This window comes from Mannheimia massilioguelmaensis, assembly GCF_000940515.1.
In the GTDB taxonomy this organism is placed as follows: Bacteria; Pseudomonadota; Gammaproteobacteria; order Enterobacterales; family Pasteurellaceae; genus Basfia; species Basfia bettyae.
In genome coordinates, this window is the sequence record NZ_CDQL01000007.1 from 221,793 (window position 1) to 235,369 (window position 13,577).

The 13,577-nt window shown below is 34.5% G+C and carries 11 protein-coding genes; 7 read left to right on the top strand and 4 right to left on the bottom strand.

The window, feature by feature from the left end; translation table 11 throughout:
- Window positions 1–43: 43 nt before the first annotated feature.
- On the bottom strand, window positions 44–2,836 hold the full coding sequence (locus BN1226_RS07650) for an insulinase family protein (protein WP_044470686.1): 2,793 nt from the start codon (window positions 2,834–2,836) through the stop codon (window positions 44–46).
- Between the two features lie 70 nt (window positions 2,837–2,906).
- Window positions 2,907–5,309, bottom strand: coding sequence for a TonB-dependent receptor plug domain-containing protein (locus BN1226_RS07655; protein WP_044470687.1), 2,403 nt, complete (start codon window positions 5,307–5,309; stop codon window positions 2,907–2,909).
- A 208-nt stretch (window positions 5,310–5,517) separates the two neighbouring features.
- On the opposite strand from BN1226_RS07655, the gene cmk reads away from it, so the two are divergent.
- The 7 genes from cmk to yciH all read left to right on the top strand — a co-directional run bounded on the left by cmk (window position 5,518) and on the right by yciH (window position 11,033).
- Window positions 5,518–6,192, top strand: a complete 675-nt coding sequence (cmk, locus tag BN1226_RS07660) for a (d)CMP kinase (RefSeq protein ID WP_044470688.1) — start codon at window positions 5,518–5,520, stop codon at window positions 6,190–6,192.
- A gap of 104 nt (window positions 6,193–6,296) precedes the next feature.
- Complete coding sequence (gene rpsA / locus BN1226_RS07665) at window positions 6,297–7,946, top strand: 30S ribosomal protein S1 (protein ID WP_005760625.1); 1,650 nt, start codon at window positions 6,297–6,299, stop codon at window positions 7,944–7,946.
- Between the two features lie 145 nt (window positions 7,947–8,091).
- Entirely contained in the window at window positions 8,092–8,376 is a 285-nt protein-coding gene (locus BN1226_RS07670) for an integration host factor subunit beta (RefSeq protein WP_005760644.1), read from the top strand.
- A 95-nt stretch (window positions 8,377–8,471) separates the two neighbouring features.
- On the top strand, window positions 8,472–8,768 hold the full coding sequence (locus BN1226_RS07675) for a LapA family protein (RefSeq protein WP_005760516.1): 297 nt from the start codon (window positions 8,472–8,474) through the stop codon (window positions 8,766–8,768).
- Entirely contained in the window at window positions 8,768–9,976 is a 1,209-nt protein-coding gene (gene lapB, locus BN1226_RS07680; protein ID WP_044470689.1) for a lipopolysaccharide assembly protein LapB, read from the top strand. Before BN1226_RS07675 ends, lapB begins: the two co-directional genes overlap by 1 nt.
- A 32-nt stretch (window positions 9,977–10,008) precedes the next feature.
- Window positions 10,009–10,713, top strand: a complete 705-nt coding sequence (gene pyrF / locus BN1226_RS07685; RefSeq protein WP_044470690.1) for an orotidine-5'-phosphate decarboxylase — start codon at window positions 10,009–10,011, stop codon at window positions 10,711–10,713.
- On the top strand, window positions 10,713–11,033 hold the full coding sequence (gene yciH / locus BN1226_RS07690) for a stress response translation initiation inhibitor YciH (protein ID WP_044470691.1): 321 nt from the start codon (window positions 10,713–10,715) through the stop codon (window positions 11,031–11,033). The genes pyrF and yciH overlap by 1 nt, the downstream gene beginning before the upstream one ends.
- A 44-nt stretch (window positions 11,034–11,077) precedes the next feature.
- Here the strand turns inward: yciH and BN1226_RS07695 are convergent, their stop codons facing one another.
- Together BN1226_RS07695 and rnb are read right to left on the bottom strand one after the other, a co-directional pair.
- The gene (locus tag BN1226_RS07695; RefSeq protein ID WP_044470692.1) at window positions 11,078–11,428 is read right to left on the bottom strand and encodes a SirB2 family protein; all 351 of its coding nucleotides are present in this window, start codon (window positions 11,426–11,428) and stop codon (window positions 11,078–11,080) included.
- Window positions 11,429–11,556: 128 nt separating this feature from the next.
- Entirely contained in the window at window positions 11,557–13,533 is a 1,977-nt protein-coding gene (rnb, locus tag BN1226_RS07700; protein ID WP_044470693.1) for an exoribonuclease II, read from the bottom strand.
- Window positions 13,534–13,577 lie beyond the last annotated feature (44 nt).

Consider the following 13,577-nt stretch of genomic DNA (forward strand, 5'->3'; position numbering starts at 1 on the left):
AAATAGACCGCACTTTTATTTGAAAAGGCGGTCTTGTTTTAATCTATGGTTTTAAAATTGAAACAAATCGAGCTTTTGGTGCTAAAGCTTGTTTAGCAAGCTTATCCATATTGGCTTTTGAGGCAATATTGGATAAATCTTGATATAAATAAATAGCTTCTGGGCTACCTGTATTCCAGTAACTTTCCTCGATAATGCTAACAATGGAGACTAACGAATCAAATTGATATTTAATTTGAGTGCGTTTTTCATCAATTTTCTTTTGTAATAAATCTGGATCAATGCCTTTTGCAATTATCTCATCTAATACATGATTTGTTTGCTTAATAAGATAATCTGCCCGTTCGGGAGCACAACTAAATTCGATTTTACCTTCTAACTGAGGCATTTCCTTAGCTTGTGAAAACCAACTATTGACAGAGTAAATGCCTGATTCTTTTTCACGTAATACTAAACGCAATTTTTCTTGCAGAATATCGCCGAGTAAATCAAATTGATATTGTTGCTCTGGAGACCATTGATGATCAGTGGTGAGATAAATTTCAACATCTGCACGAGGTTCATTTAAATTATGCATTACAAAGGTATGCTTTGGTATTTCAGATTTTACTTGATAATTCACCGCACTTTTATGCTTTACAGGCAAGTTAGAAAGATATTTTTTGACTAATTCTTCCACTTTATCCTGTTTTATATCTCCGATAATAAAATAAGTAAAATCTGTTTTTGCTAAAATTTGTGATTGATATATTTCACTAAGTTGTGCTTCGCTAAAGCTTAATAGTTGGCGTTCATTGCTATCATATACGGTTGGAGTGGTTGGATAGCGTAAACGAGAAACGGCTTGCATGAATCTGGTTTCTTGATCGAGTTCTTTGAAATAATCACGGGTTTCATGTCGATATTTACTTAGAGCCTGCTGAGAAACGGGGCTTTGTTGTAATTTTAACTGGAATAATTTTAATAAATCTTCTAGTTGATATGATTTACCAACAAGAGTAAAACCTTGTTTGTTATCATCAATAATAGTGGCAAATGCAATTGGGTTTTGGTTGAATAATTCATTAACATTGGCTAGAGGAAGATTACCAACTCCCGTATCGTCTACAAGCGTGACTGCGGTTCTTAATAAATGATAATCAGAACTCGGGACAGATCTTAATCCACCAGAAGTAACCGCTTTAAGATAAACTTGGTTAGGGGTTTTATCAGAATAGTGATAAATTAATTTATTGCCATTTTCTAATTTGTATTCTGTAATATCCCCTTGCTGCCAATATTTTGTTTTATAAAGTTGTCCTATTTGTGCAGCGAGTTCAGGCATTTCTACATGAAGCTGTTGTTGTTGCCAAAGCGATTGTGACTGGCTTAGATTTTCAGACCATAGTTGTTCAATGTTTTTTTCATTAAAAGGTAATTTTTTATCTGGATATGGCTGAGTTATCATTAGCAGTTTTGCTGGAATCTGAATAATGCGATGTACTTCTTGATTAATTTCTGTCAAGCTGAATTGGTTTAAAAACTGTTTATTTAAACGGTAGCGATCTTGTATGCTGACGGGGATTTGTTTATTTGCAGCAATCGGAATTAAATCATCCGCAATCTTCAAACTCCCAGATTTGATGCTTTTTTGTTTTTCATTCAATTGTAATAAACGAGCAATTTCTGTTTTGACTTCAGTCTCGCTGAAACCTTGTTGCTGTATTTGTGCAATGAACATAAATAATGATTTAACTGTTGTTAAATAATCTGTTTTGAGCGGCTGGATAAGAAAAATATTTTGAATAGTTTCTTTGCCTAAATGACTCCGATAGAAATTTGCTGAATCAATATTTTCACTATGATTTGCCTCCCATGTTTGCAAACGTAAATTGATTAATTTGACAATAATTTGTTGCATGAGATCTTGCTTGTATTCTGTGAGTGTATTTTTTTCTTTTTCTTCTTCAAAGAAACTTAATTCAATACTTGGAATCATAATTCCTGATTCAGATACGGTTGCGACTCGCCAATGATTTACCAAAGGAATATTGTAATTAATTTTTTCTAAAGCAGACCGCACTTTTGTTGGCTTTTCATCAAGTTTTGATGAGATTAAATTTAATACTTGTGAAGCATTAATATCCCCTACAATAATTAAAGACATATTGTCTGGACGATACCATTTGGTATAAAAATCTTTCACACGCTGAGCAGAAATATGGCGAATAATATTCATATCACCGATAGGATCACGTAATACATAACGAGAACCGACCATTTCTATTGCACTTTTTTTATCACCAAGGCGTAGCATTGGGCTTAAACGACGTCGCCATTCTTCTTCAACAATACCTCGTTCATTATCTACATCTTGGGGTAAGATGGTGAGGTTATTCATCCATTCATTTACTACATCAAACGCTAAACTGAGGCTTTGATTATCTGTTTTATCCAAATTGAGTGTATAGACTGTATTTTCAAAATCGGTAAATGCATTAATATCTCGAGCAAATTTCATTCCTAACTGTTCAAGTGCATTAATAATTTGATTTTCAGGAAATTTTTTGGAACCATTGAATGCCATATGTTCCACTAAGTGAGCAATCCCTTTTTGATCATCATCTTCATTCATTGAGCCAGCATTGACCACTAGGCGAATATAAGCTCGTTTTGCAGGTTCATTATTAGCCACAATAAAATAATTTAATCCATTATGTAGTTGCCCATGTTGAATCATGGGATCAAAAGGCAACAGATTATTTTCCTGTTTTGTTGTATGACAACTTATGAGGAAGGGAAGTAAGATTAAAAGTGCGGTTCTATTTAAGAAAATTCTAAAGAGTAGAGTAAACATATTGATTCCGAAAGTACAAAATCCATACTGCAGAAACAGTATGGATTGATTGGTTAAAATACAAGATTAATTAGAATTGATAGCCTACTTCAAGCCAGAATTCTCGTCCGGGTGTGTAGATGCTATATTCACTATTTGTTGAGAGTGATTTTAATTTATTGATTTTTCTTGTTTTATTTAATACATTTAATACATCTACCTGAAAATAGATAGAATGTTCACCAGAGATAGTTGGTTGCCAACGTAAACTGGTATCCCATTGTGTATGTGAACCATAATCATAACTACGGAAACGTGCAATTTCATCAAGGCTATTTCCATCAATTTCTTCATAGCCTTTAATTGGGGCTTTCATATACACTTTATTTGACCAAGTGATATTATAGTCAGGGATTACCATATCAATTCCTAAACGAGCAATCCAATCTTCGTTACTGCTGTTTACTTTTTGTTGCATGGCTTTTCGTGTCATTTTTTTACCATCTAAATAAACATTTTCATTCGGATCAAATTGGTTATTTAGATCAGCACGTTGGGTGTTTAACCAGTCAAAGCCAAGGGAGGTGTTCCAATAAGTCTTCCCAATTTGCCAAGGCTGTTTGTTATTTACTTCAAAGGTGTAAATATCAACGCCAAAATCATTACCATTGGCATAATATTTAGCATATTCAGGATCGCCACTTGGGCGTAATCCAATCTGCTTGCGTTTTAAAATGATACGATCTCGGTTATCACGATGAATATAGCCGACTTTAAATTGCATATTTTTATAACCTTGTTCTAAGGCTATGCTAAGTTCATCAGCATGTGGCGTTTTTAATCTATTTGCATCTTGGAAATCACGTATATTAGTGCTATCTCTATTTAATTTCAAAATTTCATTTGTTAATTTTAATGAAGCAAAAGAGCGACCATAATAACGATTAAGCCCAACAGAAAAGGCTGTTTCATCCCAAGGTTGGTATTTTGTCACAAATCGAGGTGCGATATTATTATTTTTAAGATAATCATCTCGTTCAATTCTGATACCCGGGCGGAATTCGAGATGATTCCATTTAATTAAATCTTCACCATAAATAACCATATTTTGATAATCTGTTTTGACCTTTCCTTTTGGTGTTGAGGATGAATTTAAAGGCATAAGATTATCTTTTTCTCCAAACCAAAGACTTGAATGGACATCTTGCTCACGATCAAATTTATAATAGGTGGCTTGATAAATTGCACCAATGGAAACAGAATGATTAGTGACGCCTAAATCAAATGGTTTAATGGCCAATTCAGTAGAATAATGAATATTCTCTTGTGACATTTTACTATTTCCATATCCACCTTCTTCATAGTCATAAAGAGGATCATAATTTTCATCAACTACATTAACGATTTTCACATTAGCACTGCCAGATTTTCGCTTATCTTCAAAATGATCATAAGCTAGCGTATTTGTCCATGTACTTGAATCAAAATCATGAATCCAAGCAAGAGTTGCACCATAGGCAGTATGGTAATCTTTAACATTATTATCGTAATTAGTTGGAAAATATTTTTGTTCTTTATAATTAGAATAGCGTGTACTTAGTTCAATGCGATTATTATCATTTATTGCCCAGTTAAAATTTAATAAAGCATTTTCAGATAAACGTTTGTGATTTTGTTTTGCAAGTTGAGCTTTATCTGAAAAACCAATTAATCGGTATTGTTCAATGGTTGAATAACGGCGACTAAAACCGACTACCATACCGAGGTTATCGCTCAAACCTTTTTCTGCCATAATACTAAAATTATGTTTATTGTATTTAGGTTGTAAATCTGCGGAACCGTCTAAACCAGGCATAACCTTATTTAGAATTTGACTGGAATTTCCATCTTCATTCATTTTTGCCCAAGATGAATTTGTTGTACGGTATTTTAGATGAACATGGTCTTGACCTGAATATTGTTTGGTTTTTGCTACAACAGCGCCCCCCATAAAACCGCCTAAACTGGCAGAAATATTATGATCTTGGAGTTCAACTTTTGAAAGCATATTAGCATCAAAAAAATAGCCTTGGGTACTACTAATACCAGGAACTACTTGCATTGCACCATCAAAAATTTCGCTATCAATACTCAGATCATTATTTACATTGACGTTATCAACAAAATAAGCGGTTTGATTACTATCAGCCCCATTAATTGAAATATTTTCAGGTTTGATTTCACCTCGTTGTAAACCATTTTGATCGCTATGTTCATAGCGTACATGCGGATTTGAACGGAGATAATCTGTGATATTACCATTTGATACAGGTGTTTTATGCATATCCTGTTGTGTAATATCTTGACTTGATGTAAGCGATTTATTGCTATTTCCATATACTACAATTTCAGGCAACATATTACTATTAGATGGCTGTTGTGATTCAGCTTGTGCATGAATTGAAGCGCAAATAAGTATCCCAAGAAGGGATTTTTTACAGTTAAATGAAGTCATAGGTTTCCTTACAAAATAAAGTAAAATTGGTGTTATTTATTATGATAATTATTATCATTATATGATAGCTGAGTTTATTTTTTATGTAAATGTTAAGATGAGCACAAAACAAATAATTAAAAAGAAAATCTAGGATATTTTGTTATACATATGAAGCAATTGCTTTTATAATTCAACAATTATTAGTAGTGGATAAAAAGAGAATAATATGGAAAATATTATCATTACCGTGGATGGACCGAGTGGGGCAGGTAAAGGCACTTTATGCTATGCATTAGCAGAAAAATTGGGTTTTAACTTATTGGATAGTGGTGCTATTTACCGCGTTACAGCATTGGCAGCATTGCAACATAAAGTGGATTTAACCAATGAAATGGAATTAGCTGAATTAGCACGTCATTTAGATATCCAGTTTTTACCTACTTGTGGTGAAGTGAGAGTGATGCTTAATCATGTGGACGTGAGCCAATTGGTTCGTACCCAAGAAGTGGCTGAAGCAGCTTCAAAAGTTGCAATATTTTCGCAAGTTCGTACCGCACTTTTGCAAAGACAACGAGACTTTGCCATTGATCAAAATTTAATTGCAGATGGTCGTGATATGGGAACTGTCGTATTTCCTGATGCACAAGTTAAACTTTTTTTAGATGCTAGTGCGGAAGAAAGAGCAAAAAGACGTTTGAAACAGTTGCAAAATAAGGGAATTAATGGTAACTTTGACCAGATTTTAGCCGAGATTAAAGATCGTGACTTCAGAGACCGAAATCGTCCTGTTGCTCCTTTAAAACCTGCGGATGATGCTTTGTTGTTAGATAGTACATCACTCAGTATTGATGAGGTGATTAAACAAGCCCTTACTTATATTGAGCAGAAGGTAAAAATCTAGGTGAATCTCGTTTGTTTATTCATGGATGAATGGACTTTTATTATCAGCCCCACTTTATATGGATTATTAAGTGGACGTTATTAACTATTTTAGAAGATTAATTTATGTCAGAATCTTTTGCTCAACTATTTGAAGAATCATTAAAAAACCTTGAAACTCAACGTTTAGGTTCAATCATCAACGGTACTGTAGTCGCTATTGAAAAAGGCTTTGTATATGTCGATGCTGGCTTAAAATCTGAAGCTCGTATTCCTGCTGAAGAATTCACTAATGCACAAGGTGAAGTTGACGTTAAAGTTGGCGACGTTGTAAACGTTGCATTAGACGCTGTTGAAGATGGTTACGGTGAAACTAAACTTTCACGTGAAAAAGCAGTTCGTCACGAATCTTGGATTGAATTAGAAAAAGCATACGAAGAACAAGCTACTGTTATTGGTTTAATCAACGGTAAAGTTAAAGGTGGTTTCACAGTTGAGTTAAACGGTGTTCGTGCATTCTTACCTGGTTCATTAGTGGATACTCGTCCAGTACGTGATACACTTCACCTTGAAGGTAAAGAATTAGAATTTAAAGTTATCAAATTAGATCAAAAACGTAATAATGTTGTGGTTTCTCGCCGTGCGGTTATTGAGTCAGAAAGCAACCAAGATCGTGATGAAGTATTAGCAAATTTAGCAGAAGGCACAGAAGTTAAAGGTACAGTTAAGAATTTAACTGACTATGGTGCATTTGTGGACTTAGGCGGTGTTGATGGTTTATTACATATCACAGATATGGCTTGGAAACGTGTTAAACACCCAAGTGAAATTGTCAATGTTGGCGATGAAATTACAGTTAAAGTATTAAAATTTGATAAGGATCGCACACGTGTTTCTTTAGGCTTAAAACAATTAGGTCAAGATCCATGGGTTGCAATTGCTCAAAATCATCCAGTTGGTAGCAAATTAACTGGTAAAGTAACAAATTTAACTGATTATGGTTGTTTCGTTGAAATTTTAGATGGCGTAGAAGGATTAGTTCACGTATCTGAAATGGATTGGACAAACAAAAACATCCACCCATCTAAAGTGGTTAGTTTAGGTGATGTTGTTGAAGTAATGGTATTAGAAATTGATGAAGAACGTCGTCGTATTTCTTTAGGCTTAAAACAATGTAAAGCTAACCCATGGAATCAATTCGCTGAAACTCACAATAAAGGCGACAAAGTTGAAGGTAAAATCAAATCAATCACTGATTTCGGTATCTTCATTGGCCTTGAAGGTGGTATCGATGGTTTAGTTCATTTATCTGATATTTCTTGGAATGTTGCTGGCGAAGAAGCTGTTCGTAACTACAAAAAAGGTGACGATGTTGCTGCAGTAGTATTGCAAGTAGATGCAGTTAAAGAACGTATTTCTTTAGGTATTAAACAACTTGAAGAAGATCCATTCAACAACTTCTCAGCAGTAAACAAAAAAGGTGCTGTAGTTTCAGCAACTGTTGTTGAATCTGATGCTAAAGGCGCTAAAGTTGATGTAAACGGTGTTGAAGGCTATATCCGTGCAGCAGACTTAGTTGATGAAGTTAAAGCGGGTGATGTTGTTGAAGCTAAATTCACAGGCGTTGATCGTAAAGCTCGTATTATTCATTTATCAGTACGTGCTAAAGACCAAGCTGAAGAAGCAGCAGCGGTTGCAAGCGTGAACAACAAACAAGAAGATGTTGCTATGCCAAATGCATTTGCTGAAGCATTTAAAGCCGCTAAAGGTGAATAATAAGTTTTGACTTATTAGTAAGTATTAAGCTGGTGTGCAAGCCGCGCACCAGTTTTCTTCCTAAAGTATTATACTGAGTAAAACAACATAATCATTTATCATGTTGAATGATTATGTTGTTTTACTAAAACGAAAGGATAACATTATGACTAAATCAGAACTTATCGAAAGTTTAATGGAGAAAAACCATTCTATTTCTGTGAAAACTGTAGAAAATGCAGTGAAAGAAATTCTTGAACATATGTCTAAGTCGTTAGAAGAGGGAAATCGTATTGAGATTCGTGGTTTTGGTAGTTTCTCATTGCATTTTCGTCAGCCACGTATTGGTCGTAATCCTAAAACGGGTGAACAAGTTAAATTAGAATCTAAATGCGTTCCTCATTTTAAAGCAGGAAAAGAATTAAGAGAGCGTGTTGATATTAGCGCATAAATTTATTAATAATATTTAAAAATAACGACACGTTAAGTGTCGTTTTTTGTATTGTTTTTTGGCATAATGGAAAAAATTATATTAAGGAAAATCCTATGATTAAATATATTTTTGGTTTCATTATTATTATTGCTATTCTCTTAGTGGCAATTACTGTGGGTGCAAATAACGACCAAGTTATTACATTTAATTATATTGTTGCTCAAAGTGAATTACAGCTTTCAACTTTAGTTGCAATTTTATTTGGTTTAGGTTTAATTTTAGGTTGGTTAATTACAGGTATTTTTTATCTAAAATTAAAATTAAAAAATATGGCATTGCTTCGTCAAGTTAAGCGTCAAACTCAACAAATTAGTGAACTAACCACCAGTCGAGATAAGGCTGTCCAATAATGCTTGAATTACTCTTTCTACTCCTTCCTATTGCCGCTGCCTATGGGTGGTATATGGGGCATCGGAGTGCTAAGAAAGATCAAGAAGATGTTAGTAATAAATTATCCCGTGACTATGTGACGGGGGTAAATTTTCTTTTATCCAACCAAACTGATAAAGCTGTCGATTTATTTTTAGATATGCTACAAAAGCAGGAAGCTGAGAATGAAATCGAAAGTAACTCCCAATTTGAAGCAGAATTAACTCTCGGTAACCTTTTTCGCTCTCGTGGAGAAGTAGATCGTGCTTTGAGAATCCACCAAAATCTTGATCGTAGCCAAAATTATAGTTTTGAACAAAAGCTCTTAGCAAAGCAACAATTAGCTAAAGATTTTATGGCTATGGGTTTTTTTGATCGGGCTGAAGCAATTTATATTATGTTAGTGGATGAACCTGATTTTGCAGAAAGTGCTCTCCAGCAATTAGCTGTTATTTATCAAAAAACAAAAGATTGGAAGAAGGCAATTAATGTTGCAGAGAAATTAGCAAAAATAGCTCCTCGAGAAGATAATATTGAATTAGCACAATATTATTGTGAATATGCAAAAGCTTTACATAAAGAAAATAAAGATACGAAAGAACAACAGCCAAAGGCGCTTTTGAAACAAGCATTAAATGTTTCACCTAGATGTGTGAGAGCCTCAATTCTTTTAGGTGACATTTTGATTAAAGAGCAACATTATCAAGAGGCTATTGTTGTATTAGAAAATGTTTTAGCACAAGATGCAACATATCTTGGTGAAGTAGTAACAAGATTAAAAGATTGTTATCATCATCTTGATCAATTAGATAATTTTGAAATATTTTTGATTAGAGCAAATCAGGAATGTCAATATAACAGTACAGTTGCTTTAGCATTGGCAGATTTAATTGAAGAAAAACATGGTCGTGCAGCGGCGCAAAATAAGATATATCAACAATTGACACATAATCCAAGTCTATTCTTATTTCATCGATTTGTAGAATATCAAGTCGAGGAAGCCGAAGATGGAAGAGGTAAAGAAAGTTTAATTTTATTACGGAATCTTGTTGGTGAACGAATTAAGCGGAATTTTGATTATCGTTGTTCGAAATGTGGTTATCAGTCTCATAAATTAATATGGTGTTGTCCATCTTGTCGCCAATGGGAAACCATTAAACCTATTCGAGGAATAGAAAGCCAAATTTAAATAGAATTTAGGCTAAGAGAAGGAAGTTAAACATGAATAATAAAATTATCGTAGCGTTGGATTACGAAACAGAACATGAAGCTTTATATTTAGTAGATCAAATCGATCCAAGTTTGTGCCGTGTTAAGGTCGGTAAAGAAATGTTTACTACCTTAGGAACTACCTTTGTAAAACAATTACAAACTCGAGGTTTTGATGTATTTCTTGATTTGAAATTTCATGATATTCCTAATACTGTTGCACGGGCAGTTCGTTCTGCTGCTGATTTAGGTGTGTGGATGGTTGATCTCCATGCAATTGGTGGATTACGTATGATGGAAGAAGCAAAGAAAATTTTGGAACCTTATGGTCAAGATGCTCCTTTATTAATTGGCGTAACGGTATTAACTAGCATGGAAGATTTAGATTTGCTACAAATTGGTATCAATGCATCACCGATGGAACAAGTTATTCGTTTAGCACATTTGACTCAACGAGCAGGTTTAGATGGTGTGGTGTGTTCGCCACAAGAAGTTGAAATCTTACGTAGTCATTTAGGAAAAGACTTTAAATTAGTGACTCCAGGTATTCGTCCTTCAGGCAGTGATTTTGGAGATCAACGACGAGTCATGACACCCACAGATGCAATCAAATCAGGTTCAGATTATTTAGTGATTGGTCGTCCAATTACTCAAGCAGATAATCCAGCTGAAGTATTACGTGCACTTAATGCTTCTATTGCTAATTTAGGTGAGTAATGAGCGAAAGTAATTTAGTTTATTCCACAGAAGTGGGGCGTATTAAGCCAGAAAAAATCAAAGCTGAGAGACCTAAAGGTGATGGTGTAGTAAGAATTCAACGCCAAATAAGCGGTCGTAAAGGTAATGGTGTTAATGTAATTACTGGTTTAGATTTGAGTGATGATGAATTGAAAAAGCTAGCAGCAGAGCTTAAGAAACGTTGTGGATGTGGTGGCTCCGTAAAAGATGGAACTATTGAAATTCAAGGTGATAAACGAGAATTACTTAAATCACTGTTAGAGCAGAAAGGCTTTACTGTGAAATTAGCTGGTGGCTAGAGATAAAAATACCGCATTAAAGTGCGGTATTTTTTTATAAAATTTTAGTGAGAATAGCCTATGAATATTGCTCCTAAGAATGCACAGATAGCAAGTAATAAGAATAAGCTATTTGGTGCTGTAGCATTTTTATGGAAATATTTTGCTGCAAAAATGGCATAGACAATTAATAATATCACTTTAGCAATGATCCATAATTGTAATGAATAACCAAAAGCAAAAACTAATCCAATTCCACTTAATACTAAAATAGTGTCAGCTAAGTGCGGTAAGATTTTAAGAAGTTTGATTGTACGCCAATCTTTACCTTGCCATTGCATGAGACCTCGGATCACTAATAAAGTGAGGCTCAGAAAAGCAAAAGTAATATGAGTATGAAGCAGACCTGTTAACATAAAATAATCACTCTCGTAAAATGAAATGATTATAACGGCTTTTTATCATGTTTGATACAAATACTATCTAATTATTAAGAGGTAAAAGCGCGGTATTTTTCTGAAAAATTTACCGCACTTTAAATAGGCTAAATAACGCTACCAATGAGACTACGGGTTTCAAGTTTCACTTCAGTTAATTGAATCTTGATAATATCTCCGATTTTATATTTACGTTCCCCTTTAATATAAAATGCGAGCTCATCAGAATTCACTTCTATTTCTTCTTTTTTATCGTGTAAAGTTGCTGCTGGAATGAAAATACTTGCCCCATTTTCTAATAATTGAACCCGTAAACCACCACGCATACAATCTTGAACTTCTGCTTCAAATTCAGGTTTATCCTTAACTTTATCGGCAAGATAACGACAATATAACCAATCTGCGATATCACGTTCTACTAACCGATTTTGACGACGTGCTTCTTGTAAACGAGTAAGTATATCATCAGTTGGCTTGTCACAAGTTTGGTTAGCAATGCAAGCTTTAATTAAACGATGATTCACCATATCAGAATATTTACGGATAGGTGATGTCCAGGTAGCGTAACCTGTTAAACCTAAGCCAAAGTGCGGTGCTAATTCAGATTTAAATTCAGCGAAAGTAAGAAAACGACGTAAGCGGAATTCCATATAATCACCTTCAATAGGTTCGATATCATGACGCATACGACAGTAGCCTTCTAATGTCGCTAAATTTTCTACAGAATAGCGTTGTTCTAATTCAACTTTGTTTTCATCATTGCTTAAGTTAGCCATTAAGAAGTTATGCACATTTGGTAAGAATTTAGTATCAAATCCTTTATGAGTATTGAAAATCCCCGTATGAGCATGTTCTGCTAAATAATGAGCACAACAAATATTGGCTATAATCATTGATTCTTCAACAATTTGATTGGCTATACGACGATATTCCGCTTTGATCTCAAGAATATGTCCTTTGTCATCCACAACAAAGTGATAATCAGGTTTTTCTTTAAATAATAAACCATGAGATTGACGCCAATTAATTCGCATTAAGGCAAATTGGTGTAACCAATGAATTTGTTGCTTAGTGGCTTCATCTTGCGGTTGCCATGCATTTTCTAGTTGTTCTAAGTAATCTGAAACATGGTTATAAGCTAATTTTGCTTTAGATTGAACTTTTGCTTGGACGAAATATGGGCTACCAATAATTTCACCCTGTAAATTGGTTTCAAGGTAACAAACTAATGCTGCACGGGTTTCATTTTTGACTAAAGAACAAAGCTCATCAGAGAGTTCACGTGGTAACATTGGAATATTGAAACCAGGTAAATAGTTAGTAAAACAACGTTGGCGAGCATCTTTTTCGATTTGTGAATCTTTAGCTATATAAGCGGTTGGATCGGCAATCGCAACGACTAATTTCCAACCCGTTTGTTCGCCATTATTTTCCACAGGTTCGATGTAGAGTGCATCATCCATGTCTTTAGTCGTTTCGCTATCAATAGTGACAAAATGTAATGCTGTGAGATCTTCACGTGAGGCGGTGTCAAGCATTTGATAACTATCTTGACCTTTTACTGGATAGCGAGATTGTTGATGACGAGCAAGCGTTACCCACCAAGGCGCATATTCATCTTCAGATGAACAGATAAATTCAATAATTTGAGCAAAGAAAAAACGATCATCACGTAATGGGTGAGTTTTCAAGGTTGCCACAACCCAATCACCTTCTTTTAGTTCTTCTTTGACTGATTTAGCCTGATTTGCACCAATAGGTTGGTTAATGTTTGGATGATCCACTAAAACTTGGAGTTTTTTATCTTTATTGAAACGCACTTTGGCAATGAAGCGAGTGAGCATAGGCTCTATTAATGCTTCTGGCTCGGCTTGCTGTTTATCACCGAGAGTTTCAATTGTCGCTTTAATTTTATCTCCATGCATAACTTTTTTCATAGCTGGTGGAGCGATAAAGTAGGTTTCTTTTTCAGTCTCTAAAAAACCGTAAGCTTTATCAGTTCCTTTGACTACGCCCTCCACATGAGGTTTACTATCGTGGAGTTGCTGTTTTAGTTGTGAGAGTAGTGGATTATCTTGAAACATGTTGATTTATTATAAAAAGTAAAGGTGGACAGAAAGCCCACCGT

Bases quoted from the DNA above. Each gene is read 5' to 3' on its own strand.
- BN1226_RS07675 (WP_005760516.1), top strand. From the start codon at position 8,472: ATGATTAAATATATTTTTGGTTTCATTATTATTATTGCTATTCTCTTA.
- rnb (WP_044470693.1), bottom strand. From the start codon at position 13,533: ATGTTTCAAGATAATCCACTACTCTCACAACTAAAACAGCAACTCCAC.
- lapB (WP_044470689.1), top strand. From the start codon at position 8,768: ATGCTTGAATTACTCTTTCTACTCCTTCCTATTGCCGCTGCCTATGGG.
- BN1226_RS07655 (WP_044470687.1), bottom strand. From the start codon at position 5,309: ATGACTTCATTTAACTGTAAAAAATCCCTTCTTGGGATACTTATTTGC.
- yciH (WP_044470691.1), top strand. From the start codon at position 10,713: ATGAGCGAAAGTAATTTAGTTTATTCCACAGAAGTGGGGCGTATTAAG.
- rpsA (WP_005760625.1), top strand. From the start codon at position 6,297: ATGTCAGAATCTTTTGCTCAACTATTTGAAGAATCATTAAAAAACCTT.
- pyrF (WP_044470690.1), top strand. From the start codon at position 10,009: ATGAATAATAAAATTATCGTAGCGTTGGATTACGAAACAGAACATGAA.
- BN1226_RS07695 (WP_044470692.1), bottom strand. From the start codon at position 11,428: ATGTTAACAGGTCTGCTTCATACTCATATTACTTTTGCTTTTCTGAGC.
- cmk (WP_044470688.1), top strand. From the start codon at position 5,518: ATGGAAAATATTATCATTACCGTGGATGGACCGAGTGGGGCAGGTAAA.
- BN1226_RS07650 (WP_044470686.1), bottom strand. From the start codon at position 2,836: ATGTTTACTCTACTCTTTAGAATTTTCTTAAATAGAACCGCACTTTTA.
- BN1226_RS07670 (WP_005760644.1), top strand. From the start codon at position 8,092: ATGACTAAATCAGAACTTATCGAAAGTTTAATGGAGAAAAACCATTCT.